The sequence below is a fragment of the Myxococcales bacterium genome (assembly GCA_016712525.1).
Taxonomy (GTDB): Bacteria; Myxococcota_A; Polyangia; order Polyangiales; family Polyangiaceae; genus JAAFHV01.
Map to the genome: position 1 here is coordinate 518,480 of JADJQX010000007.1, position 24,258 is coordinate 542,737.

Here is a 24,258-nt window from a genome sequence, read left to right on the forward strand (position 1 = left end):
GTCAACGCGCCGCGACGCGCTTGATGGTGGCGAGGTCGACGCCGGAATTGTGAATGAACTCGCGTGCTTCGGCGTTGTCCCCGGCGACGAGATCGTCGGGGGTGCCCCTCGCGACGATCTTGCCGCGAATGAGCAGCACGGCTTGGTGGGCGATGCGAAAACACGACGCGATGTCGTGAGAGATGACGAGGCTCGTCACGCCGAAGGTCTCGCGCATCTGCTCGATGAGGTCGTCGACGAGGCGGCTCGTCAGCGGGTCGAGCCCGCTCGTGGGCTCGTCGTACACGAGGATGGGGGGCTCGAGCATGAGGGCGCGGGCGAGACCGACGCGCTTTCGCATGCCGCCCGACAGCTCGCTCGGGAACTTGTGGATGACCGACGGGTCGAGGCCGAGGAGCGTGAGCTTGTCGACGACCCGATCCTTGATCTCGGCCTTCGAGAGCTTCGTGTGCTCGACGAGGGGGAAGGCGACGTTCTCGAGCACGGTGAACGAGTCGAGGAGGGCCGCGTACTGGTAGACCATGCCGAACTTCTGGCGCACGCGGTTCGTCGCGCGCTCGTCGAGCCCGACGATGTTCGTGCCGTCGATCCAGATCTCGCCGCTCGTCGGCGACTCGAGGGCCACGATGAGGCGGAGGAGGGTCGTCTTGCCGGCGCCGGAGCCGCCGATGATGACGGTGGTCTCGTTCTTGCGGCACTCGAGGTCGATGCCCTTCAGGACCTCTTGGTCACGGAAGCTCTTGCGGACTCCGCGGAGCGAGACGATGACGTCCTTCGGGGGGGGGCCCGCGGGGGGATGCATGGCGCTCCGAGCCTAAGGAACGAGGCCCGATTCGGCAAGCACGAGCCCGCGTCCGGGCGGGAAAAGAGGGGCGTTCGGGCCGAGAGCTTGCTAGCCTGCGCGCCATGACGTCCGCCGAGCTCGAGCACATCTTCAAGGCCCTCGATGTCCACGCGAAGGATGGCGAGTACGCCCTCGCGGACGGCAAGAGCCTCACGTTCCACGTGGCCTACGAGGGCGCGGCGCTCGCCGTCTCGCGCGTCGAGCACGTGCGCATCGAGGGGGCGCTCGTCGTGGCCCGCTCGCCGAAGTCGAGCGTCGTGTTCCACGTGGCCAACGTGTTCGCCGTGGCGCGCGACGGTGCGGGGCCCGACGGTCGCCGCCCCGCTGGCTTCGGGGTGTGATCTTCCGGCTCCTCGCCGCGTCGGTGGCGTGCCTCGGGCCACGGGGGCGAGGTGTGCTGGCGTGGCTCGTCGCGTTCCTTGTCTACCGGGTGCTCCGCATCCGCCGGGCGCACGTGCGCGAGGCGATGGAGCGGGCGGGCGTAGGAGACGCTGCCTCGTTCTACCGCGCGCTCGCGGGCCGCGCGGTGGAACTCCTCGCGCTCGCGGGAGGGGCCGAGCTCGGCGCTGCCATGTCGAAGCTCACCCCTGAGGCCGAAGCCGCGCTCGACGTGGCGCTCGCCGAAGGTCCCGTGATCATCGCCGCGTCTCACACCGGCAACTGGGAGTGTGCGGCGTTCGCGCTCGCGCGGCACGTGAGGGTCTCGGTGGTCGCCAAGCGGCAGGGGGTCTCTTCGGCCGACCGCTTCATCATGGACCTGCGCCGCCGCCACGGCGTCTCGGTGATCGCGCCCGAAGGCGCGGTTCGAGCGTGTCTTGGGGCGCTCTCTCGAGGCGGCGTGGTGGTCCTACCGATCGATCAGGTGCCCCACGAAGGGGCCCGTTCGATCACGGTGCCCTTCTTGGGCGCGCCGGCGCGCGTCGACAGGGCGCCGTTCGTCATCGCGAGACGTGCCGGGGCGACGGTGCTCGTCGCGGCGCAAGAGGGCGCGAACGTACACGTGCTTCGTGTGCTCTCGGCGCGCGGGCGCGCTCGTCGCGAAGGGGGCGTCGAGCGGCTCGCGGCCGAGGCGACCTCCGCGCTCGAGGCCCACGTGCGCGCCTTCCCCGAGTCGTGGCTCTGGCTCCACAGGCGCTGGCGCGGGGCGCCCGAGGAGCCGCGGCCCATACCTAAAATGTGTAGTGAATCTCGACAGGTAGCGTGATGTTGAACGCCGTGGTCCCGAGGCTCGTGTCGCGGCTCGCGACCGACTCGGACCCGGCACTCGCGAAGAACCCGAGCCCGGAGCGGAGCTGGAAGCTCTTCGTCACCTGGTAGGCGACGTCGAGGTAGAGGGCTGCCGCGAAGCCGCGTGTGCTCGTCGACTCGTCGGCGAGCGGGCCCGCCTCGACGAGCTGCAGACGTCGATCGGCGCCGCCGAAATAGAAGCCCGCGCCGACCCCGGGGGTGACGGCGAAGCGTGATGTGACGGGGAACGTGTAGTGGGCGGTCACCTCGCTGAGCCAGTCGATCTCGGACCGCCCGCGCTCCTCTTCGCGCCCGCTCGACTTGCCCAAGATGCCGAAGCTCACGCCGAGGGCGAGCTTGTCGATCACGTGGAGCTGCAGGGTCGGCGTGAAGCGGAAGAAGAAGGTCGTGAGGCTCTCGCTCGGACCGGTGACCGACTCGGCGAGGGCCCCCGTGTAGCTGAACGCGCTCCTTAGCCCGAGCATCCAGACTCCCCGTTGGTAGGGGAGGGTCACGTCGGGCTCGACCGGGGCCTGCGCGGCCTTCGGCGTGCCCGTGCGTAGCTCCTCGTAGTCGGCGAACGGATCGGACTGGGCGTTGGCCGAGCCCGCCGCGAGGAGGATCGTGGCGCTCACGGACGCGAGGACGAGAGGGCGCTTCACTTGACGCCCTCCCGGAGCTCGATCACCACGTCGACGCGCGCGGGTGCGGCGACGTCGCTCTCCTTGCCTCCTACCTCGACCGCGAGCAGATCCCTCGGCACGCCTCGGAACACGAGGGCCGTCGCGAGGGCTTCGGCGCGCGCTTCGGCGAGCTTCCTCGCGGCGGCCTCGGCGCCCTTCGCCTCGACCGTCACGGCGATGCGCACGCGACGGAGCGCCCGTGTGTTGTCGACGATCGTGCGCGCGAGAGCGGCCATCGAGCCTTCGGTCGCGACGTCGCGCTGGCCCGGCTTGAAGGCGAGGGGAGGGGTCATGACGAGGGCCTCACCGTTCCGGCTCACCTCTCGGGATTGGAGGGGGATCTCGAAGGCCGGGAGCGTTGCTGCGCGGAAGGCGTGCTCGGCCTCCCGCGCGAGCCTCCGGGATTCGTCGGTGAGCCCGTCGGCCCGCGCGAGCCTCGCCGACAGGAAGGCCTCTCGCGCCGCGCGAGCCTCGGGGCCACAGCCGCGTGTCTCGCAGGTCCGCTTCGCCGCCTCGGCGTCCCGGAGGGCGGTGTCGGTCTCCGCGATCGCCGCCTTCTCCGCGTCGGTGCGAGCTTGCGCTCCCTCGTGCCCGCGGCGGGGTTTGTCGATCGCGCTCGAGTACCTCTCGGCCGCGGCGATCGCGAGGTCGCGCGCCGCACCGGGCCTCTGGGTCGCGGCGGCGCGTCGTGCGGCGACGAGGAGTGTCTTGCCCTCGAGCGCGCGAGGGAGGTCGCGGTCGTCGCAGCGCCCACGCTCGCACGCCGCGGCGATCTCGGTGGCCATGGCGAGGGCTGCCTGCGCGCGGTCCTTCGCGAACGGAGCCTCCTCGACCGAGAGCGTCTCCGGGGCCGGGGAGGCGAGCCGTGCGAGCCACGCGCTCGCGGCCTTCGCCTCGCGAGCAGCCTCCGAAAATGCCTGTCGTTCCCAGTGTTTGCGAGCCGAGCTAATCATCGTGTCGGCTTTGGCGAGAGCCTCGCGGTCGAGCGGGCTCTCGCGCGCGGCGTCCTCGCGGGCCGCGAGCGCGCGGAAGATCGCTTCGTACGCGGCCTTGTGCCCGGGAGCGGTCGCGTCGACCGCGGCGAGGGCGCGAGCGCGAGACGCGAGGTGCTCGTCGGCGCGGCTCTGGGCGGCGAGCATGGGCGGCACGAGGGACTGCCCGCTCTCGGCGTAGAGATCGCGAGCCTCGCGCGCGGCCCTCGCCGCGTCGGCGAAGTCCTCTCGGGCGTACGCGAGGCTCGCCGTCTTCAACCCGATGTCCCCGCGTTCGACGGCGATGTCTGAGGCGCCTCGGGACCGGGCCTCGTCGCGCGCGCGTTCGGCTTCTTTGATCGCCACGAGCGCCGCGTCCCATGCGCGCCCGCCGCGAGCGTCGGAGGAGCGCGCCCGCGGAGCGGCTCGGTTCACGATGGCGAGGGCCTCGGCGCACGCGCGCTCGGCGAGCTTCTTCTCGGCGAGGGCGAGCTCCGTGTCGCTCGTCCTCGTCTCGCCCTTCCGCCTCGGGTCGGACTCCGCGGTTCGTTCGGCCTCGCGAGCCTCCGCGAGGCGCGCACGCGCGGCGTCGCACGGATCTCCGGGGCCCGCGCGGAAGGCGGCCGTCGCCTTGCGCGCGGTGGTTTTGGCGTCGCCGAGGCTCTTCGCCGCGTAGGCGCGCTCGGCCTGCGAGAGCAGCTCGAGCCCCTTCGTTCTCGCGGCGGCGTCCGTCGCTTGGTCGCGCGCGGTCCGCGCCTCGGCGAGGGCCTCGTCCGCCTCGTCCTTGGCCGCGTTGCGGGGCGCCTCGGGCGCCGCCTTGACGCGGGAGAGGATCGCGTAGGCGCGGCTCGCCATGTCGGCCGCTTCGGCGTATGCACGGCGAGCGAACCACGTGTCCCCGCTCTGGAGCAGCGCTTGCCCCTGCATCGCCGCCGGGTCCTCTCGGTTCTGCGCCTGCACCCGCGAGAGCTCGATCTGCGCTTTCTGGAGCGCCGCCGTGGCCTTCTTTCGGAGCGCGTCCTCGTCGGCCGAGCTCTTCGTCTGCGCCGCGGGCGTCTGAGGGCCCGTGCGCGGATCGCATGCGCGGAGCCGCTCGTCGGCGCGGAGGGCGAACTCGTACGCCCGCTCGTAGTCGCCGACGTCGTAGCGACGTTGTCCGAGCTCGAGCACCGCCTCGAACTCGCGAAAAGGCGCGGCGCACGACTGATCGCGCATCTGGCCGAGGAGCTCGCCCCGTCGGAGCGCGAGGGCGACGAGCGAGCGCTCGGCGAGCCTCTGGAGCGAGGGGGAGCCGTCGCGTGCCTCTCGGTCGACGCCCCGACCTCTCAGCGAGTCGAAGTGGGAGCGCGCCTCGTTCGCGAGCCCGCGAGCCTTTTCGGGGCTGTCGCTCGTCTCGGCGCGCCGCGCGGCACGAAGGAGCTCGTCCCCCTCGGCGAGCAGCGATGGCCTCGCGCCGCCGCGCACGGCTTCGTCGCGTGCCGCTTCGGCGCGGAGCAGCGCGTCTCGAACGCTCGCGCCGGCCGCTCCGTCGCGGCTCTCGTCGGTGCGCGGGGCCCTCGACGCGCCGCCCTTTTCGAGCGCCACGAGCATGCGCTCGGCTTGGTCACGTTCGGCGAAATTCTTCGCAGTTTCGAGCTTTTGAACGGCCTGGCGTGCCAGCAGGATGGCCCGCTCCGTGTCGCCGCGTTCGGCGGCTTCGCGTGCGCGGCGAGAGAGGTCCCGCGCCTCCGCGACGAGCTTCGGTCGGGCCGAAGCCAAGGTGCGGGTCTCGTGACGCTCGAGCATCGCGTCCGCTTCGCCTACTGCCTGGGGGACCTGGGGCGGCGTGCACGCGAGGTGACCTAGGGAGGCGACGAGGCCGAACGAGGAGAGGCGCAGGGCGAGGCTTCGTTTCATGGGGAGCTCGGGGGCGGTGCGGGGTCGCCCGCAGCGGGGGTCGGGAGCGCGGAGGTCTCCGGGGTCGGGCGCGCGGTCTCGGGGGCTCGTTTGGGTCCGGGCGCTCTCGTACCGAGCGCGCGTGTGCTCTTTCGCAGGGCGATGGCGGAGCGGACCATCGTCACTTGGCCCTCCGCGGTCTCGAGCAAGAGATCACGGAGCTCGGGGTCCGTGTGCGTCCGCGTGAGCGCCTCGGCGCGCGCGACCCACGTCTCGGCTCGGGACACCTCGATGGACGATCCCGACGCGTCGGGATCGTCGCGGAGCTCCGTCAAGGCGACCTTGAGGCGCACGATCCGCTCGGTGGGATCGAAGCGCGCATCGGCGGCGCGAGGCTCGGGGGAGCGAGCCTCGGCGCAGCCCGCAGAGAGCAGCGCGGCGAGCGCGAAGCACGTCCATGCGGCGCGTAGGCTCAGAAGACGGACCATTGAACCCTGAGCCGGAGAGAGTGGGCGATCTGATCCCGCTCGATGGCCTGCGTGTCGCGCCGCAGACCGAGCGTGTACACGAGGGCGACGTGTCGGCTCAGCTTGAGGGCCGCCGTCGTGTCCCACCGGTAGACGGGGCGGTATTTCCCTTCGCCCTTGAAGAGCGTTCCGAACTGGTTTTCCCCGAGGAATCCGTCGAGCCGCGAGTCGATGTCGAGCAGGTTTCGCACGGTGACGCCCGCCATCGCCGTGGCCTCGACGCCGAACGTCCTCACGTCGTCGAGCTCGAGCAGCGCGAGCCGAGAGCCCTCGATCGAGGTCACGGTCCGCCCGTCGAAGAAGAACGCCTGACGCGCGGCGAGCCCACCCCGGACGGCGAATCGGAACTGTTGGACATCGACCTTCGAGCCGATGCCGGCGCCCTCTTGGAGCACGAGGGGGCCGAGCTCCGGGAAGAGCCGGTAGTCGCTCCCCTTTTTGAACGTCTCTTCGCGCACGATCGCCTGCGCCTCGTCGCGCGTGGTCACCTGCATGTCCGTCGGTGCGTAGTAGCGCGTCGGAAAGAGCGAGGTCGTCCCCATGGCGTGCGCGTAGGGTCCCGCGACACCACCGAGCCTGTAGTTGTAGAGGACCTCGGCGCGGACGTCGTCGGTCACCTTCTGGATGGGGAGCTCCGACGACCCGTTCGACGACAAGATCCCGACCGCGGCGAGGTCGGCGAGCAGGCTCACCTCGGCGAGGTGTCGGCCGGTGTCGATGCCGAGGTCGAGGCGCGTATAGGCCCCGAGCGTGAGCGCGTCTCCGTTGTAGGACGCGAGCTGGTTCAGGCGGCTGCCGAGGGTGCCATCGGCGGCGAGCGTCCAGCGCACCTTGAAGATGCTGGGCTCCTTCACCATGTCGCCCTCGCCGAACTCGGTCCGGACGATGCGGCCCTCTTCGACGACGACGCGGTAGTGGAGGACGTCCCCCGGGGACACGAGCACGGCGACCGAGCTCTCCTTGGCCTTCGGATCGCTGCCGAGCGCGAGCACGTAGCGGCCCGGGGCGAGGTAGAGCGCGGTCGAGGCCCGTTGGCCCGGTCGAAACGACGGGTGATACGGCCCGAACGTGCGGCCGCTGTCGATGGCGCCGACGACGTAGGTCTCGTCCTCGGGTTTTCCGTTCCCGTCGACCACGCTCACGCGGAGGACCCCGTAGCTCGGGGAGAGGGACACCGTCTCGCCTTCGACGATGTCGATCTCGGACGCGGAGCGGGCGTCTCTCGGGCCCGTGCCGACGAGCGCGCGGTAGTGGCCGGGAGGGAGAGGGAGCCGCGCGCCGAGCCGACCCACGGCGAGGGTCTCCCCGTCGAGCTCCACGATGACCGACGCGTCGGCGTCGGGCTCGGCCTCGAGCGCAGGGACGAAAAGAGCTCCGTAACCACCTGGAATTACAGTCAGATCTGCCGAGAGCTGATCGCGCGGTGGATCGGCGAGCTCCGGGCGGAGGCGCCCCTCGTCTCCTCGCGCGGGGCTCTGTGTGGCGACGAAGGCCGCGACGAGGCCGGCGCCGATCGCCATGCAGCCCCGCCGGGACACGGCGACCTGCGGAGCGGGGGTGGCGGGGCGGGGGAGCGGCATGGGCCTTCGGGCGAACGATGGCGGCGCGCGACACCGAATGTCAACGAAGCGGCGGTAAAATCCGTGCGCAATGCAAGAATCTTGACTCCTCCCACGTCCCTCTTGCTCCCCACGCGTGGCCCCGGTAATCGGTTCCCATGAACGATCCCTTGGTCATCGCGGGCCGCGCGTTCCAGAGCCGGCTCATCGTAGGCACCGGCAAGTACAAGGACGTCGCCGAGACCGAGGCCGCCATCGACGCCTCGGGCGCCGAGATCGTCACCGTCGCGCTTCGCCGGGTCGACCTCGCCGACAAGGGCCAAGGCTCGCTCATGGCCCTCCTCTCGCGAAAGCCTTGGCTCCTCCTGCCGAACACGGCCGGCTGTTACACCGCCGACGAGGCCGTGCGCACCCTCCGGCTCGCCCGGGAGCTCGGCATCGCGGAGATGGTGAAGCTCGAGGTGATAGGCGACAAGGACACGCTCTACCCCGACAACGAAGAGACGCTGAAGGCCGCGAAGATCCTCGTCGACGAGGGCTTCGTGGTGCTCCCCTACTGCATGGACGACCCGATCGTCTGCCGCAAGCTCGAGGACCTCGGGTGCGCGGCCGTCATGCCGCTCGCGGCGCCGATCGGCAGCGGCCTCGGCATCAAGAACCCTCACAACCTGTCGATCATCCTCGAGCGCGCGAAGGTGCCCGTCTTGGTCGACGCGGGGGTGGGGACCGCGAGCGACGCCGCCGTCGCGATGGAGCTCGGGTGCGACGGCGTGCTCATGAACACGGCCATCGCCCACGCGAAGGAGCCCGTGCTCATGGCGAGCGCGATGCGCGAGGCCGTCTCCGCCGGGCGGAAGGCGTTTCGAGCGGGCCGCATGAAGAAGTCGCGGTACGCAAACGCCTCGAGCCCCGAGGCCGGGCTCATCGAGTAGCGCCGTCGGCCACGCGAAGCAGAGAGAGAGACCCATCCGATGCGCATCGCCCTCGTCACCGCCCTCGTCGCGTCCCTCGGGACGGCCCCGATCCAGTGCTCCCGGCAGCCCGATCCCGCGCTTCGCACCGAAGACTCGGCGGGCGACGCCCTCTGGGACCTCGCCCAAGATTTTCAGAAGAAGAACGATCCCGCCGCGGCGCACGCCACGCTCTCGTTCCTCGTCGAACGCTACCCGTCGAATCGGCACGCGGCGGCGGCGCGCGAGATCCTCGCGGGCAAGGGCGACGGGGGCGCGTGAGCCACGCCTTCCGGGTGCTGCTCGTCACGCCCGAAGGAGTCACCGACGAGGCCCTCGCGCGTGTCGTCGGCCAGGCCGCGGCGGCGCTCGGTCCGCGGCTCGCCGTACAGGCGCGCGCCAAGGGCTCTCCCGCCGAGCTCGCGCGGGTCGCGCATCGCCTGGCCAGCCTCCGCGAGCGTCACGCCTTCGAGCTCTTCGTGAACGGCGACGTCGCCCTCGCCGAGCAGCTCGCAGCGCACCTCCACGTACCCGGTGGGATGCCGAGAGAGGGGCTACGCGAAAGGATGCGAGATGCATGGATCTCGTGCCCGGCGCATCACGACATCGACGTCGTCGATGCCGCGGAGGCCGGCTTCGACGCGGTGCTCGTGAGCCCGATCCTCGCGGTGCCGGGGAAGGGGGCGGCGCGAGGGTTCGCCGCCATCACGAGGGCAAAAACGTTGGCGCGTGGGATGCGTGTCGTCGCCCTCGGGGGCATCGACGCCTCCACGGCGGGGGACTGCTACACCGCGGGCGCCGATGCCGTGGCGGTCATGCGGGCGCCCTTCGCAGAGGCCGCCGCGCCCACGCTCTTCGCCGACCTCGCCGGGCTCGGCTGGCCAGGCCGAGAATGACCGGGACGCGCGGCCGAAAAAGAGTGTCGCGAATCGTGGACGCTCGATCTAAACCGGCGTCATGGCCACGTACGAAGAGACCCTCGAGGCGACCGTGTTGCTCCTCCGCCGTCACGTCCCGGCGTCCAGGAACGTCCTCGCGAAACATTCGATCCAGGGAGATCTCGGGCTCGACAGCCTCGCCGTGATGGAGCTCGTGGCCGACGCCGAGGACAGGTTCCGTGTCACGATCCCGAACGAGATCCTGACCGAGCTCGTGACGGTGGACGACGTCGCGCGCGCCATCCACCGCCTCCAAGGGGCCTGAGCGGTCGACGTCAGAGCACGAGCGTCTCGACGTGCTCCCCGAAGACGCCGCGCAAAACGTCGGAGATCTCGCCCACGGTCGCCTCGGCCTTCACCGCATCGAGGATCGGCGGCATGAGGTTCGTCGTGTCGTCTTTGGCGGCGGCCTCGACCTTTCGCAGCGCCTCCGCGTGCTTCGAGGCGTCGCGCGCGCTCCGCATGGCCCTTAGCCGCTCGACCTGCTCGGCCTCGATCCGCGGATCGATCTTCATGACGGGCACCGGCGCCGCTTCCTGGACGAACGCGTTCTGCCCGACGATGAGGCGGCGTTTGTCCTCGATCTCGAGCTGGTAGGCGTACGCCGTGTTCTGGATCTCGCGCTGCGGGTAGCCCTGCTCGATCGCCGACACCATGCCGCCGAGCTCGTCGATGCGAGAGAGGTACTTCTTGGCCTCGCGCTCAAGCCGCTCCGTGAGCGCCTCGATGGCGTAGCTCCCGCCGAGGGCGTCGACGAAGTCGGCGATGCCCGACTCGTGCGCCACGATCTGCTGCGTGCGGAGGGCGATCGTGGCCGACTCGCTCGTGGGCAGGCCGAGGGCTTCGTCGTAGCTGTTCGTGTGGAGCGACTGGCACCCGCCGAGCACCGCGGCGAGCGCCTGGATCGTGACGCGCGCGACGTTGTTCAGCGGCTGCTGGGCGGTGAGCGTCATGCCCGCCGTTTGGCAGTGGAAACGGAGCGCGCGCGCGCGGTCGGACTTCGCCCCGAAGCGCTCGTGCATGAGATCGCTCCACATGCGCCGCGCGGCCCGGAACTTCGCCACCTCTTCGAGCAGGTTATTGTGCACGTTGAAGAAGAACGAGAGCTGCGCTCCGAACCCGTCGACGTCGAGCCCCGCGTCGACCGCCGCTTTCACGTAGGCGAGCCCGTCGGCCAGGGTGAAGGCGATCTCCTGCGCGGCGTCGCAGCCGGCCTCGCGGATGTGGTACCCGCTGATCGAGATCGTGTTCCACTTCGGCACCTCTTTGCCGGAGAACGCGAAGATGTCGGTGATGAGGCGGATCGACGGGCGAGGTGGGAAAATGTACGTACCCCGCGCCATGTACTCCTTGAGGATGTCGTTCTGGATCGTCCCGCGGAGCTTGTCTCGCGAGACGCCGTTCTCCTCGGCCACCGCGATGTAGAGGGCGAGGAGGATCGACGCCGTCGCGTTGATGGTCATCGACGTCGACACGTCGCCGAGGGGGATCCCGGCGAAGAGCGTGCGCATGTCGTGGATCGAGTCGATCGCGACGCCCACGCGCCCGACCTCGCCCAAGCTCCGTGCGTCGTCCGAGTCGCGGCCCATTTGGGTCGGAAGGTCGAACGCGACGGACAGCCCCGTCTGACCTTGTTTGAGGAGGTACTGGTAACGCGCGTTCGATTCGGCCGCGGTGCCGAAGCCGGCGTACTGGCGCATCGTCCACAGGCGCCCGCGGTACATGTTCGGTTGCACGCCGCGCGTGAACGGAGGCTTGCCAGGAAACCCCGTGCGCTCCTCGACGTTCTCGGGGAGATCGTCCGACCCGTAGAGGGGCTCGACGTCGGCCTGTCCGGCCAGGTTCGGCACACGCTTGCGCGGCGCCTCCTTGGCTTCGACCTTGGCGAGGACGTTGTTTTTCCAGGCTTCGCGTTCACTGCGGTACCGAGAGCTCATCGGCCGCGAGCTTAGCACCGGCGCGGCGCGTGCGGGGGCACGAGGTCCGACCCGGCTGGCTCCGAATGGCTACTTTTTTGCGGCGCGAACCACGCGGAGGAGCGCCTCGCCGGCCGCGCGTGCGATCTCCTCGAGCCGCTTCGTGCCGATCATCGTGTCCCCGAGCTCGTCGGCGACGACCACCGCGGCGGTCTTGCCGCTCACTCGAATGGGGACCGCGGCGACGTCTCGCGTGGCCGTGCCCATGACCGAGAGGATCGCGCCGTGCGCGCTCGGGTCGAGCGGCCCGAGGTAGCTGCCCTCGGCGGAGGCCCACGCGAGCACCGTCGGCGCCTCGGCGGGCACGGTGACCGCGCGGAGCTCGCCCTCGTCGCCGAGCTCCGGGGTGCACGACCAGCCGACGTAGTCGCCTCGCTTCGCGACGAAGATCGCCACCCGACGCGCCACGCCACGCGCGCCCGCCTGCGTGATCCCGAGGATCGTGTCCCGGTCGTGCGCCGTACGGAGCGCGGCGACCGCTTGGCTCGTGTCGGGCGCGGGGAAGCTCTGCGTGGTCCGAGGCTTCGGCTCGCCCTGGGGACGTACGCTCGGCGCGCGCACCGAGATGGGCGGCGCTCCCGAAGGCCTCTGGCTCGGCGCACGGACGGAGACGGGCGGAGGGCGCGGAACGACGCTCTCGGTACGAGGACCGTCTCGGAGGCTTATCGACGGAACGGAGGGAAGCCCGCGCTCCGTGTCGGGAGGTGTAGGTAGGACGGCCTCGGGTGCCGTCGCCCCGTCGTTCGGGGTGGCGCCGAACGCCGATCCATCGCGGCTCGTCGAAGGCGCTTGGGGCGCGTCGACGGACCGCGTGACCTCGACCGCCGCGACCGGGAGGGACTCGATGGTGAGCCCCTGGTCGTTCGGCACGAGCTCGGGCGCCGGCGACGAGCTTTTCGAGCGGACGAGCGCCGCGTCCGGCAGCGAGAGGCCACCGCCGAGGCGAGCGTACGTGAGCGCGGCCAGGTCGTTCTCGCCGGCGGGCGCGGCCTCGGGGATCATGCTCTTGCGGCGGGTGAGGGGGATCGGAATGTCGGACCCTCGATCGTGGGGAACACCGACCTCGGTGCCCCACGGTGGTGTGCGCTTCGAGATGAGCTTCGGGACGGGAGGAGGTGTCTCCGGGTGACGGAGCGCCGGGGCCCCGTGCGGCCGTGCCCCGGCAGAGCCGACCGAGCGACCGGAGAGGGCCGCGTAGCTCGGGCGGTCACGCAGCGCCCGCTCGACGTCCTCGAGGGACGCGCGGACCGCGACCACGTTGGCCTGGAGGTGGAACGCGATCTCCTCGGCCGCGTGCGTGTCGAACACGTTGACGACCGCCACGTCGACCGTGTTCGAGCGGACGTCCAGCCGAAGCGGGACGGCGAGGAGGCGTGAGCAGAGGCCCGCCGGGAGGCGATCGAGGAGGTCGGGATCGGCGACCACGTCGTGGAGGACGGGGGCATCTCCGCGGGCGAGCTCCTCGTCGAGGCGATCGTTCGTGAGGGCGCCCGTGTCGAGGAGCGCGTGCTCGACGGGGGAGTCGTTCGACACGGCGACGTAGAGGGCTCGCTCGAGCGCGTCTGCGCTCACGACCTCGGCCACGATCAAACCTTTGGCGAACTCGACCGCCACGACCCGACGACGTTACACCAAAGCGGCCGCCGCTGCGCCGATTTCGTAGAGACTACGGGCGCTTCCCGAACTGGAAGACGACCTCGCTCTTCCGGAGGAGGCCGAGCTTCGACCGGGCGATGCGCTCGACCGCGGCCGGGTTGTCGCGCAGCTCGGTCACGTCGACCCGGAGCTTGGCGACGTCACGCCGGAGCTCTTGGTTCTCGGCGTCGACCTGGGCGAGCTCCCGCTCGAGCTGGCGCATCCGGGGGAGGCCCTCGGGCTTGAGCACGAGGAGCGGCACCGAGACGAAGGCCACCCCGAGGATCGCGACGGGCAGAAGTCGCTCGAAGGCTCGCTCGACGGACGTCTCGGACATGACCCGACACTGTCAGCCCCGGCGGCTCGGGGCCAACTTTCTGGTATGGGACAGCCATGAACCCGGTCGAGAGAGACTTCGAAACCGTGGTGGGGCTCGAGGTGCACGCGCAGCTCCTCACGCGCACCAAGCTCTTCTGCGGTTGCGAGACGAGCTTCGGTCGTGCGCCCAACACCCACGTCTGCCCCGTGTGCGCCGGCCACCCGGGCACGCTCCCGCGGCTGAATGGGGGCGCCGTGCGAAAAGCCATCGCCGCGTGTCTCGCCCTCGGCTCCGAGGTCGCCGAGGTCTCGGTCTTCTCCCGGAAGAACTACTTCTACCCGGACCTCCCCAAGGGCTACCAAATCACCCAGTTCGAGGCGCCCATCGGCCGCGGAGGGTACGTCGACGTCCCGCTCGCCGATGGCACCACGAAACGGGCCCGGCTCGAGCGCATCCACATGGAGGAGGACGCCGGGAAGAGCGTGCACGAAGGGGAGCATAGCCTCGTCGATCTGAACCGCGCCGGCACCCCGCTCGTCGAGATCGTCGGCAGGCCCGACCTCGCGAGCGGCAGAGAGGCGGCCGCGTACCTCAGGACGTTGCGCGACGCGCTCGTGTTCGCCGGAGTGAACGACGGGAACCTCGAGGAGGGGAGCTTCCGCTGCGACGCGAACGTCTCCGTGCGCAGGCGCGGGGATCCCGAGCTCGGCGTGCGGGTCGAGCTCAAGAACATCAACTCGTTTCGTTTCGTCGAGAAGGCGATCGAGGTCGAGGCCGCGCGTCAGATCGCGATCGTGTCCGCCGGAGGCCGCGTGCGCTCGGAGACCCGCGGGTGGGACGAGGCCAAGGAGGCGACGTTCGCCATGCGCTCGAAAGAGACGGCCCAGGACTACCGCTACTTCACCGAGCCGGACCTCCTCCCGCTGCGCGTCGATCCCGCGCTCGTCGAAGCCGTGCGCCGCGACCTCCCCGAGGGGCCCACGGCCAAACGTCGCCGCTACGTCGAGGCGTTGGGGCTCTCGCCGTACGCCGCGGACGTGCTCACGCAACATCCCGGAATTGCATCGTATTTCGAGGCTGCACTCGCGCTCGGCGCTGACGCTGTCGCGCTCGCCAACTTCGTGCAAGCGGAGGTCATGGCCGACGTGCGAACGCATGGCCTGGAGGTGGACCTGCCGGTGACGGCGCGGGCCGTCGCGGGGGTGCTCGCGCTGGTCAAGGCCGGCACCATCAGCGGCAAACAAGCAAAGGACCTCTACCGCGCCGTGAGAGAGCGAGGCGGGGACGTCGACGTGGAGAGGCTCGCCGAGGAGATCGGTATGCGCCAGCTGAGCGACGAGGGCGCCCTGCGAGCCCTCTGCGAGAAGGTGCTCGCCGACAGCCCGAAGCAGCGCGACGAGTACCGAAAGGGCAAGAAGACCCTGTTCGGATACTTCGTCGGGCAGGTCATGAAGGCCTCGTCCGGGAAGGCGAACCCCGCCCTCGCGAACGCCATCTTGACGGAGCTGCTCTCGAAGGAGGGCGCGTGATGGCCCGGGAAGGAGAGAGCGTCGCCCCGCCCGGGACCTTCCCGATCCTTCCCGAGGCGCGCGCCTCACGAGCGCGCGGGCGCGTGCTCATCGTGGACGACAACGCCGAGCTCCGCGGCGCCCTCGAGGACGTCATCGCGAGCGTGCGCGACGACGCCGGCGAGCCTCGGTTCCTCGTGCGCGCCGCGGAGAGCGGGGCGCACGGCCTCGCGCTCGCGGAGGAAGCGGGCTTCGACGTGGCCATCGTCGACGTGAAGCTGCCCGATTCGAGCGGGGTCGATCTCATCGAGCCGCTCCGCGAGAAGGCCCCCTTCTCGGAGGTCCTCCTGGTCACGGGCTTCGCGACGCTCGACGCGGCGATGGGGGCGCTCCGGAGCGGCGCGTTCGCCTTCGTCCTGAAGTCGTTCCGCCCCGAGGAGCTCATCGCCACGGTCGAGCAGGCCTTCGCCAAGGTCGCGCTGAAGCGCGAGCGCGAGGAGCTCGAGCGCCGCTACCGCGATCTCGTCGAGCTCACGAGCGTGCTCTTCGTCGCCCTCGACGCTACGGACCTCGTGTCCCTGTGGAACCGTCGTGTGGCGACGCTCACAGCTGTCGCCACGGAGGACGCGCTCGGTCGGCCGATGCTCGACGAGTTCGTCTCGGAGGACTCACGGGAGCGGTTTCGCCAGGCGCTCGCGCGCGTCCGTGCCAAGGGTGGAGAGCGCCGAGGGGTCGAGGTCGAGACCGGGCTCGTCGGCGCCAAGGGCCTGCGTGTGCGGTGGCACCTCTCGCGCGCCGACGGAGTACAAGGCGTCGTGTACGCGGTGGGCATCGACGTCACCGAGAAGCGCGCGCTCGAGAAACGCGCGGCCGACGCCGAGGCGCTCTCGGCGATGAGCTCGCTCGCGCTGAACCTCGCCCACGAGATCCGGAACCCCCTCAACGCCGCGATCCTCCAGCTTCACCTGCTCGCGCGGGACGTCGACAAAATCTCGGCCGACGAGGGCGCGCGGTCGGCGCTCCGCACACGCGCGGGGATCGTCGGGGACGAGATCGGTCGCCTGAACCGCCTCCTCACCGAGTTCCTCGAGCTCGCGCGACCGCGTGGGTTGGCGCGCGAGCCCGTGCACGTGCCGAGGCTCATGCACGACGTGCTCGACCTCGAGCGCGACACGGCCCTCGCGCGAGGGGTCTCGTTCGTCCGAGAGCTCCCGGAGGACGGGTGCCTCGCCATCGGCGACGCGGGCAAGCTGAAGCAGGTCCTCATCAACCTGGTCGTCAACGCCATCGACGCCATGAAAGGCGGGGGTATCCTGACGGCGAAGGTCCGCGCGAGCGCCGACATGGTCGAGATGTCGGTCTCCGACACGGGGGCAGGCATCGACAAGGACGTGCTCGCGAGCGTCTTCGATCCCTTCTTCACCACGAAGGAGGCAGGGACGGGGCTCGGGCTCAGCATCGTGAGGAAGATCGTCGACCAGCACCGCGGCGACGTGCGCATCGACAGCGAGCCCGGCCGTGGCACCACGGTCGTCGTGAGCGTGCCTCGCGCGACGGCCTGAGCGCTCCGGACGAAGCGCACATCTGCCTACAAAAGCGACGCGCCCCGACCTCTTTCGAAGCCGGGGCGTCGTGTGCGCGAGATTCAGCGGCCTGGCGGCTTCAGCGGGAGCACCGAGGACGAGAGGGGAGGCGGAGGGATCTTCCCCGAAGGGCGCGCCTCGGGGGTCGTGTCGCCGGCCTCGATCGCCATGAGGGCCATGAAGAGCCGGTCCATCCCGAGCTCGAGGGCGGCCTCGCGGTGGAACGTGTGGACCACGCGGATGAGGCGGAGCGAGGTCGTCTTGCCGAGGTCGATCTCACGCTCGAGGAAGGCCTCGAACGAGCCGAAGCCCTTCGCCTCGTAGAGCTTCTTGGCTTGGATCTCCTTGAGGACCAGGCCGATGTCGTAAAACCCCTTGTTGAGGTTTTTGCGGAAGCCCTTCACCGAGACGAGCGCGTTGTGGAGGTCGGCGATGCGCTGCTTGATGTCCTCGGCGCCCTGCGGGGTGCGGATCGTGGCGCGGGCGCTCCCGGGGAGGGGGGGCTCGGCCGCCCGTGCTCGCGCCTCGGCCGCGTGTTTGGCGGCGTGCCGCGCGGCCCACGGAGCCGCGCCGCGGAGGCCCAGCTTGCGCTTCGGCGTGTCCTTCTCGGCTTTGGAACCCTTGGCGCCTTTGGCGCCTTTTTCGGGTTTCGCGTCTGGTTTTGCCTTTGCCGACTTCTTCGTCGTCGCCATGGGGAAGCTCACTCACTTCTTCGGGTGGCAGGGCCACCCTGGTCTCGGTCTCGGCCACCCTTGTGGACCGGGTCCGCCGCCCCACACGGGGGTCTCGGCGGTCCGACCGGGATGACTCTACGTTCGCGAAGTGTGAGCGCAGGCCTTGCCGGATTCCCCCGGGGCCGGCCGCGCCGACGGGTCGTCGATAGCACCCTTTGCGGAGCCGCGTAAAGAACGGTTGCATCGGTGGCCCCTCGGGAAAGATAGTCTCGCGTGGCCATCCGTACGCCCCTCACCCCGGAGGACGTCGCTCCGTGCTTGTCCGCCATCGGGCACGACGCCCGGAGCGTGACGCTCGAGCCCGTGCACGCTGGCACGGTCAACACGAGCTACGTGGCCCGGCTCGCCTCCGGAGCGCGGGTATTTCTCCGCCTCTACGAGCAACAGGACCCGTCCGGTGCCGCACGGGAGGCCGCGCTCCTCGGGCGGCTCGCGGCCCGCGACGTCCCGACGCCCGGTCCGCTCGTTCGCGCCGACGGCGCCTATGTCACGCTCGTGCATGGAAAGGCCCTCGTCGCGTTTCCGTTCCTCGAAGGCGAGACGACCTGCCAGGCGGGGGTCACCCCCACGAAGCTCCGCGCCGTCGGCACGGCGCTCGCGCGCCTCCACCTTGCCGTCGACGGAGTGCCGGCGCCGAGGGGGAGGTTCGAGCGCGAGGACCTCCTCCGCTTGGTTTCGACCTTCGGCGTGCACCCTTCGTGCTCGGTGCGGGAGACGGCCCCGTTCCTTGCGAGGGAGCTGTCTCGCGACGACGGTCCGGCGGCGCGAGATCCGTCGCTCCCGGGCGGGCTCGTCCACGGCGATCTCTTCCGCGACAACGTCCTCTTTCGAGGCGACGAGCTCGCCGCGCTGCTCGACTTCGAGTCCGCGTGCGAGGGGACGTTCGTCTACGACCTCGCCGTGGTCTTCTTGTCGTGGTGTTACGGCGCGTCGTTCGACTGGGATCTGGCGCGCGCGCTCGTCGCGGGGTACGAGGTCGTCCGACCTTTGGAACGACGCGAATGGAATGCCTTTTTCGCCGAGGCTCGGTTCGGGTGCCTGCGCTTCGCGACGACGCGTATCGCCGACGACACGATCCGGGTCGGCAAACACTACCGGCGCTTTCTCGCCCGTCTGACGGCGCTCGAGGCGGTCGGCCCCTCGGGGCTCGCCGAGAGGCTCCGGGCATGAGCGGCGTCAAGGCGAGCGTGCTCGCGGCCGTCGTCCTCGTGCTCTCGTTCCTCCCGGCGGTCGCCCACGCCGACGACCTCGACGACGACGAGAGCCAAGAGAAGAAGCCGGCCCAGGCTCCGCCCAAAGGTCCCGAGCTCCCCCCGGCCGATCCCGCGCCGGGCCTCATGCCCGAGCGGAACGACCCGTACCTGGCGCGCGAGAACATGGTCGCCCCGAGCCTCGTTTGGCTCGTGGCGCAGGCCATCCCGAGCCCGTCGCTCGTCGTCGGTGGACAGGGCGCAGTTCCTCCTCCCCCCGAGGCTCCCGCCGAGGGCGGCGCGCATTTCGGCCTCCGCTGGCACATCACGCCGTTCCTCTACTCGTTCGGCATTCATCGTCGCCTCTCGCCCGTGCGCACGCTCGTGGTCGAGCCCGTGGTGCGGCACTCCGGATCGGTCGAGCTCCTGCTCACGCCCGAGTGGGTCTCGTTCGCGGGGGGAAAGGGGCTCTTCTCCGTGGGCGCGCGTGCCACGCTCCCGCTCCTCCAGCGTGGCGAGTACCTGAGCGCGTCGCTCGGCGTCGCGCATACCTGGTTCGACGGCACGCCCGGTGTCCGCTACGAGGCCGGCGTCCACGTGCTCTTCGGCCTCTTCGGCCTCGTCGCCACGGTCTCACCGACCCCGGCGCACTCGCCGGTCGCCACCATGCTCACCCTCGACCTCCGGTACTTCTGACATGGCCGTCCTCACGAAGACCTTCGTGTCGCGAGCCGCGTGCGGTCTGCTCGCGGCGTCCGTCGCCCTCGTCGCGTCGGGCTGCGCCATCGGGTCGATCGCCGCCCGCAACATGTCGACGATCACGCGGACGCCCGACAAGGTGCCTCACAAGATATCGAAACCACTGCGGAAAGACGCGAGGCTCTCCGTGCTCTGGGTGGGGCACGCCACCTGCCTCCTCCAGATCGACGACAAGGTCGTGCTCACCGATCCGGTCTTCACGGCGACGATCGCCGGTCTCTCGCGCCGGCTGGTCGAGCCCGGGATCGACGTCGCCGACGTGCCCCCGATCGACGCCGTGCTCGTCTCGCACGTGCACGCCGACCACCTCTCGCTCGGCTCGCTCGAGATGCTGGCTCCCAAGGTTCGCCATCTGGCGCTCCCACGTGGCGGGCTCACCTACCTCACGGACTTCGCGTTCGACGCGTTCGAGCTCGGCACCTGGGAGCGCTGGGAGAAGGACGGCCTCCGGATCACGGCGGTGCCCGTGCGCCACGTCGGGTTTCGGTACGGCATCGACGATGCCTGGATGAAGGACGCCTTCACGGGCTACGTCGTCGAGTACCACGGCCTCAAGGTGTACTTCGGTGGGGACACGGCCTACGACGAGCGCGCCTTCGTCGAGACCGGCAGGCGGTTCCCGGGCATCGACCTCGCGCTCTTGCCCACGGGTCCGGCGGAGCCACGCGAGTTCATGCGGCGCACGCACGTGGGTCCGGAAGAGTCGGTGCAGGTCTTCCTCGACCTGGGCGCGAAGGCGGTCGTGCCCATCCACCGCGACACGTTCGTGAGCTCGACCGACGAACGCGGAGAAGCTCTCCGCCGCTTCCTGGCCGAAGCGAAGGTGAAGTCCGTCCCGGATGCGAGCGTGATCGCGCTCGGCATCGGCGAGCAGCGGGTCGTCGTCCCGGTGCCGAAGCCCAAAGCCGACGACGAGTGAGTGAAACGCGCGAGGGCCGCGACCCGGGTGGGTGCGGCCCTCGTCGCGACAGGCGCGCGCGGTAGCCTCAGGCGGGAGGTGCCGGGGCGTCCTGTGCCTCGGCCTTCGGAGAGACCTCGGCGACACGCACCTTCTCGGTTTGCCAGAGGCCCTTGCGCAGGGTCTCGACGTTGGCGACCGCCTCGTCCAAGAGCTTCTGCTGGGCCTCGACCTCGGCCAGCACCTGCGACTCGTCCTTCTCGCCCGCCTCGCGCTGGGTCCGCGCCGACGTGAGCACCTCGAGGACCTCGCGGTGGAGCTCCTCTCCGGCGTTCACGACCCACGCGTCGAGGCGGTTGGCGAAGTCGTCGATCATCTCGTCGAGCTTCGGCGCGGCCTTCTCGGCGGCCTGGCGGACCACGTCGGGAGCGAGCTCCTTCGCGCGCTGCTTGTACTCGGCGTCGATGCGATCGCGGAGCACGAGCGCGAGCACCGGGGCCGCGAGCGTGAGGAGCCCACCGACGAGCACGTTCACGAACATGACCCCGAGGCCGACGGCAAAAAGTGCAGCGATTCCGGCATCGTAGCGGAATGTGTCGACCTGCACGTCGAGCCGCTTCACGTCGCCTCCGAGCGTCTCGGCGACCTTTCGCGTGGTCTCGGTCGCGTCCTCGCGGACGAGCGCGATGGTGCGCTCGGCGAGGTCCTCGAGCTTCTGCCCGATCTCCTTGGCCTCGGCCTCGGCCCACTTGCGGAACGTGTCCTCGAGGAACGCGGGCAAGTACTGCTTGAGGTCCTCCTGCTTCGCGGCGTCGATGACGTTCGGGAGCTGGCGGATCGTCTCTTCGACGAAGCGGTCGAGGTCCTTCCGAGCGCCGACCTTGATGCCCGAGACCTCTTCGCGGATCTTGATGCGACGCTGCTCGATGTTCCCTGCCTTGCCGGCGAGGTCTTGCTCGAGCATCGCGATCCGCCGCTGGATCTCCTCGGTCTTCATGGTCGCGGCGCGGCGCTTCGCGTCGACGCCTTTGCCGAGGAGGGCACCCACGCCCACGCCCTCGCCGAGCGCGTTGTCGAGCAAGATCCGCCCGCGCTCTTCGGCGAGGAACGCGGTGAGGTGCGCGAGCAGCTCGGGCATCCCCGATTCGCCGGGCTTGCCCGCGAGCGACGTCTCCGCGCTGATCGGGAAGACGACCGGGTCCTTCACGAGCTTCGCGAGCTGGGTACGCGCGTACTCGAGCGCCTCTTTCTGCTCGTCCGCCGAGAGGATGTCCCACTTCGTGATGACGAAGACGATCTTGTCGCGCGAGGCCTTGAGGAGCTTGTCCTGAAGGAAGATGCGCTCGCTCTCCTTCAGGATTTGCCCGGCATCGAGCAGGAAGAGGACGGCGTCGGCGCGCGGAATGTAGCTGTAGGTGATGTCGCTGCGCTGGAGGGAGAGATCGTTCACTCCGGGGGTGTCCACGAGCAAGATGCGCTCGCGGAGGATCGGCGCGGGGTAGCCGAGCTCGACGTAGTGGACGTCGTCGGTCGAGCTGCCCCCGCCGACGGCGAATTTACGCACGTCCCCGAAGGCGATGGGCTCTCGTTTGCCCGACGCGTAGACGACCTCGGCGCTGGGCGTCTCGGCGTACTTCAAGTGATGGATCGCCGCGGTCGTCGGGGTTACGCCGACCGCGAGCGCCGTCTCGCCGAGCAGCGCGTTCACGAAGCTCGATTTTCCGTGGTTGAACTCTCCCACCACGACGAGATGAAACCGGTCCTCGTCGAGCTTCTTCACGAGATCTCGCTCGATGCGCTCGTGGAGGCTCTTGGCGCCGAGTCGCTCTGCCACGTTCGAGAGCGCGGCGAGGGCCTTCTTGACTTCGGCTTTTCGTTCGAAAAATGCCTCGAGCATCATGCGGTGCGGTTCCTTCTCGGTGGGTTTGGCATATCGGGGGCGAGCGTCGTCCTTCGCCCCGTCTTCGGTGGTCGTCTGCGGGAGCTCGGGCTCGGGCTCAGGCGTCGCCCTTCAGGAGGGCGAGCACCCGCTCGTCGACCTCTTGCATGGACAGGCCGCCTTCGCCCAAGCTCGCGGCTTTTTTGTAGAGCTCGCTTTGGGCGAACGTGCGCATGGCGAGCACCCGCTTCGTGAGGTAGGGGTGCGTGGCGAACGCCTCGAGGAACTTCCCCGCGCCGTCCTTCGCCTCCTCGTACTGCTCGAGGAAGGCGTCCATGTTGAACTCTTTGAAGAGGTCGTTCGAGCCGACGATGAGCTTGGCGAGGGCTCGCGTGGCGACGTTCTCGTCCTTCACGCAGAGCATGCCCGCGCGGTCGCAGGTGATCTCGGCCCGGCGCGACCAAGCGCGGAGGGCCATGGTCGCGGGCTCCACGATCCACGCGACGAACGCGCCTGCCATGCGCGTCAAGAAGTGGAGGGCGGTGAGATAGACGACGTGCGAGTTGTGGATGTGCCCGCACTCGTGGCCGATCACGGTGAGGAGCTCCTCGTCCGTGTAGCTCGACGCGAGCGCCGAGTGGATCATGATGAACGAGTCTTCGTTCGTGCCGTAGGTGGCGGCGTTCAGCACCGGGCTCGGCACGAGGTACACGGTGGGGGCGGGGATGTGCAGCGTGTCGGCGCACTGCTGGGTGATGCGGTGGATGCGTGGAAATTGCCGATCGCTGACCTTGACCGAGTTGCCGAGGAGCTGGCTTCGGATGAGCTGCTTCGACATGCGCACGCTGGCGGCGACCGCGAGCTCGACGGGGCGCGCCTTCTCGAACGCGGCGCGCGTCTGACGGTCGAGGATGTAGCTGTAGTCGTGCCCGGTGCTCTCGGGGCCTCCGCCTACGCGCTCTCCTTTCATACGGTTGACGAACGAGTGGAAGTCGAGCTCGGGGGCATGCGCCATGGGTGAATCCTTCTCGGGCGGCTTCGGGGCTTGGGGGAACGCGCGTCGTCGGGGTCTCCCTCGTACGTACGAAGGGCGCGGTCGATTTCGTCCCCGTAAACGGTAGCGACGGGCGATGGGCTCCGCAACCGGCGAAACGGCCGCGCGGCGCATGTTTACGTGCCGGCCCTTCGCCTTCCGCGCGGCGCCCCGAAATAGGAGCGGGGTGCCCACGTTTTCGCGCGGCACCCCGAGGGAGGAGAATCGGATGGTCGAAGTGGCGTGCCTTGAGGCTCCTTTCGTTCGGCGACGCGGGGCGTTGGGGGCGAGCCCACCTTTTGGGAGGAGGACCTTCCGTGGGCTCGCTCGAACGACACACGGCGGCGCGCGAACCTTCCCGAGGGGTCGACTTTTTTTTACCTCGCGACGACTCCCCCGTAGGAAAACCGCGTCGACTCGGGTGGGCTCTCGAGCGCCCCCGAGCCGACGAGCACGACCGTGGCGACGACCAACGTCACGGCGCCGATCGCCCCCCACGTGGCCCAGGCGGGGACGCGGCGGTCCTCGTACCGCGGGACCAGCGGCGCCGTGGGCGCGAGCACTCTCCACTCGGCGAGGGGGCCGCAGCCGTCGCGGTGGCAGCGCGCGACGAAGAGCGAGCTTGCGCCTCGCCTCGCCGCGACCCAGTCGTCGCAGCGGACGCGCTCGGCGGAGAGCCGGGAGCCCTCGAGCCTCACGGCCGCGAGATCCGAACGACTGCAAGGTACACGTATCTGCGGGACGGTCAGGTGGCTCCCGGGCGCCGCCACGAACCAGGTCGCGTACGCGAGCTTCCCGGCGACGAAGACCGCGGCGTGGTGGCGGCCCGCTCGTACATGGAGCCCGGCGTTTCCCTGGGCGGAGGGCGTCCCGTCGATCCGGAGAGCCCCGGCCTCCTCGCCTTCGACCGTGACGTCGACGAGCGGGGTCGGGTCGTCTCCCTCGGGGTCCGGTGGCTCGGCGAGGCCAGCCATTCGCCCTCCATCGAGGCGTTTGGCCTCGGCGAGGGCTGCCGCGGCGGCCGCCGGGCTCTCGGGCGCGATCGTCTTCGAACGAGCGGCCCGCGCGCGGAGGATCTCCGCCAAGAGCCAGGCCGACTGGGGACCTCGGGGTGGGCGAAGAGCTCGGCCTCGGCGCGCCCCAAGGCGGCGTCGGACGTCGGGCCGTCGA

General features: G+C 70.1%; 22 protein-coding genes and 1 pseudogene. 11 read left to right on the forward strand and 12 right to left on the reverse strand.

From position 1 onward, the window contains the following. Window position 1: 1 nt before the first annotated feature. Window positions 2–802, reverse strand: a complete 801-nt coding sequence (locus IPK71_19330) for an ATP-binding cassette domain-containing protein (protein MBK8215887.1) — start codon at window positions 800–802, stop codon at window positions 2–4. Window positions 803–906: 104 nt separating this feature from the next. On the opposite strand from IPK71_19330, the gene IPK71_19335 reads away from it, so the two are divergent. Together IPK71_19335 and IPK71_19340 are read left to right on the forward strand one after the other, a co-directional pair. Beyond that, window positions 907–1,185: a hypothetical protein gene (locus tag IPK71_19335; GenBank protein MBK8215888.1), complete on the forward strand. Its 279-nt coding sequence runs from the start codon at window positions 907–909 to the stop codon at window positions 1,183–1,185. Further along, a complete protein-coding gene (locus IPK71_19340) occupies window positions 1,182–2,048 on the forward strand; it encodes a lysophospholipid acyltransferase family protein (protein ID MBK8215889.1) in 867 nt (288 codons plus the stop codon). The genes IPK71_19335 and IPK71_19340 overlap by 4 nt, the downstream gene beginning before the upstream one ends. On the opposite strand, the gene IPK71_19345 is transcribed toward IPK71_19340, so the two are convergent. From IPK71_19345 to IPK71_19360, 4 genes are read right to left on the reverse strand one after another with little or no spacing between them, the layout of a single operon-like run. Further along, the gene (locus tag IPK71_19345; protein MBK8215890.1) at window positions 2,014–2,733 is read right to left on the reverse strand and encodes a hypothetical protein; all 720 of its coding nucleotides are present in this window, start codon (window positions 2,731–2,733) and stop codon (window positions 2,014–2,016) included. The genes IPK71_19340 and IPK71_19345 overlap by 35 nt on opposite strands. Continuing rightward, window positions 2,730–5,621, reverse strand: a complete 2,892-nt coding sequence (locus tag IPK71_19350) for a hypothetical protein (protein MBK8215891.1) — start codon at window positions 5,619–5,621, stop codon at window positions 2,730–2,732. Before IPK71_19350 ends, IPK71_19345 begins: the two co-directional genes overlap by 4 nt. Continuing rightward, window positions 5,618–6,088 carry a hypothetical protein gene (locus tag IPK71_19355; protein ID MBK8215892.1) on the reverse strand — a complete coding sequence of 157 codons (471 nt, stop codon included), beginning with the start codon at window positions 6,086–6,088 and terminating at the stop codon, window positions 5,618–5,620. The genes IPK71_19350 and IPK71_19355 overlap by 4 nt, the downstream gene beginning before the upstream one ends. Continuing rightward, the gene (locus IPK71_19360) at window positions 6,073–7,707 is read right to left on the reverse strand and encodes a hypothetical protein (protein MBK8215893.1); all 1,635 of its coding nucleotides are present in this window, start codon (window positions 7,705–7,707) and stop codon (window positions 6,073–6,075) included. Before IPK71_19360 ends, IPK71_19355 begins: the two co-directional genes overlap by 16 nt. Before the next feature lie 137 nt (window positions 7,708–7,844). Here IPK71_19360 and IPK71_19365 point away from each other — a divergent pair, with 137 nt between their 5' ends. The 4 genes from IPK71_19365 to IPK71_19380 all read left to right on the forward strand — a co-directional run bounded on the left by IPK71_19365 (window position 7,845) and on the right by IPK71_19380 (window position 9,839). Beyond that, a complete protein-coding gene (locus IPK71_19365) occupies window positions 7,845–8,618 on the forward strand; it encodes a thiazole synthase (GenBank protein MBK8215894.1) in 774 nt (257 codons plus the stop codon). A 39-nt stretch (window positions 8,619–8,657) separates the two neighbouring features. Further along, entirely contained in the window at window positions 8,658–8,918 is a 261-nt protein-coding gene (locus IPK71_19370; protein ID MBK8215895.1) for a hypothetical protein, read from the forward strand. Then, the gene (locus IPK71_19375; protein ID MBK8215896.1) at window positions 8,915–9,532 is read left to right on the forward strand and encodes a thiamine phosphate synthase; all 618 of its coding nucleotides are present in this window, start codon (window positions 8,915–8,917) and stop codon (window positions 9,530–9,532) included. The genes IPK71_19370 and IPK71_19375 overlap by 4 nt, the downstream gene beginning before the upstream one ends. Window positions 9,533–9,593: 61 nt before the next feature. Next, window positions 9,594–9,839 (forward strand): hypothetical protein, encoded by a 246-nt coding sequence (locus IPK71_19380; protein MBK8215897.1) that lies wholly within the window; start codon window positions 9,594–9,596, stop codon window positions 9,837–9,839. A 10-nt stretch (window positions 9,840–9,849) separates the two neighbouring features. On the opposite strand, the gene IPK71_19385 is transcribed toward IPK71_19380, so the two are convergent. The 3 genes from IPK71_19385 to IPK71_19395 form a co-directional block, all read right to left on the reverse strand. Continuing rightward, on the reverse strand, window positions 9,850–11,511 hold the full coding sequence (locus IPK71_19385; protein MBK8215898.1) for a methylmalonyl-CoA mutase: 1,662 nt from the start codon (window positions 11,509–11,511) through the stop codon (window positions 9,850–9,852). Window positions 11,512–11,580: 69 nt separating this feature from the next. Next, window positions 11,581–13,164, reverse strand: coding sequence for a hypothetical protein (locus IPK71_19390; GenBank protein MBK8215899.1), 1,584 nt, complete (start codon window positions 13,162–13,164; stop codon window positions 11,581–11,583). A gap of 52 nt (window positions 13,165–13,216) precedes the next feature. Then, window positions 13,217–13,522, reverse strand: coding sequence for a septum formation initiator family protein (locus IPK71_19395; protein ID MBK8215900.1), 306 nt, complete (start codon window positions 13,520–13,522; stop codon window positions 13,217–13,219). Window positions 13,523–13,578: 56 nt separating this feature from the next. Between IPK71_19395 and gatB the strand changes: the two genes are divergently transcribed. Next, on the forward strand, window positions 13,579–15,033 hold the full coding sequence (gatB, locus tag IPK71_19400; protein ID MBK8215901.1) for an Asp-tRNA(Asn)/Glu-tRNA(Gln) amidotransferase subunit GatB: 1,455 nt from the start codon (window positions 13,579–13,581) through the stop codon (window positions 15,031–15,033). Continuing rightward, window positions 15,030–16,574 (forward strand): response regulator, encoded by a 1,545-nt coding sequence (locus tag IPK71_19405; GenBank protein MBK8215902.1) that lies wholly within the window; start codon window positions 15,030–15,032, stop codon window positions 16,572–16,574. Before gatB ends, IPK71_19405 begins: the two co-directional genes overlap by 4 nt. Window positions 16,575–16,657: 83 nt before the next feature. Here IPK71_19405 and IPK71_19410 read toward each other — a convergent pair. Then, window positions 16,658–17,188 (reverse strand): annotated as a pseudogene (locus IPK71_19410) (hypothetical protein). A 354-nt stretch (window positions 17,189–17,542) separates the two neighbouring features. Here IPK71_19410 and IPK71_19415 point away from each other — a divergent pair. The 3 genes from IPK71_19415 to IPK71_19425 all read left to right on the forward strand — a co-directional run bounded on the left by IPK71_19415 (window position 17,543) and on the right by IPK71_19425 (window position 20,197). Continuing rightward, window positions 17,543–18,499 carry a homoserine kinase gene (locus IPK71_19415; GenBank protein MBK8215903.1) on the forward strand — a complete coding sequence of 319 codons (957 nt, stop codon included), beginning with the start codon at window positions 17,543–17,545 and terminating at the stop codon, window positions 18,497–18,499. Beyond that, a complete protein-coding gene (locus IPK71_19420; GenBank protein ID MBK8215904.1) occupies window positions 18,496–19,215 on the forward strand; it encodes a hypothetical protein in 720 nt (239 codons plus the stop codon). The genes IPK71_19415 and IPK71_19420 overlap by 4 nt, the downstream gene beginning before the upstream one ends. A 112-nt stretch (window positions 19,216–19,327) precedes the next feature. Continuing rightward, window positions 19,328–20,197 carry an MBL fold metallo-hydrolase gene (locus IPK71_19425; protein MBK8215905.1) on the forward strand — a complete coding sequence of 290 codons (870 nt, stop codon included), beginning with the start codon at window positions 19,328–19,330 and terminating at the stop codon, window positions 20,195–20,197. Between the two features lie 67 nt (window positions 20,198–20,264). Here IPK71_19425 and IPK71_19430 read toward each other — a convergent pair whose 3' ends face one another. From IPK71_19430 to IPK71_19440, 3 genes are all read right to left on the reverse strand, one after another. Continuing rightward, window positions 20,265–22,073, reverse strand: a complete 1,809-nt coding sequence (locus IPK71_19430; GenBank protein MBK8215906.1) for a dynamin family protein — start codon at window positions 22,071–22,073, stop codon at window positions 20,265–20,267. A 100-nt stretch (window positions 22,074–22,173) separates the two neighbouring features. Continuing rightward, a complete protein-coding gene (locus IPK71_19435; protein ID MBK8215907.1) occupies window positions 22,174–23,070 on the reverse strand; it encodes a M48 family metallopeptidase in 897 nt (298 codons plus the stop codon). Between the two features lie 395 nt (window positions 23,071–23,465). Beyond that, window positions 23,466–24,173: a hypothetical protein gene (locus IPK71_19440; protein ID MBK8215908.1), complete on the reverse strand. Its 708-nt coding sequence runs from the start codon at window positions 24,171–24,173 to the stop codon at window positions 23,466–23,468. Between the last annotated feature and the right edge of the window lie 85 nt (window positions 24,174–24,258).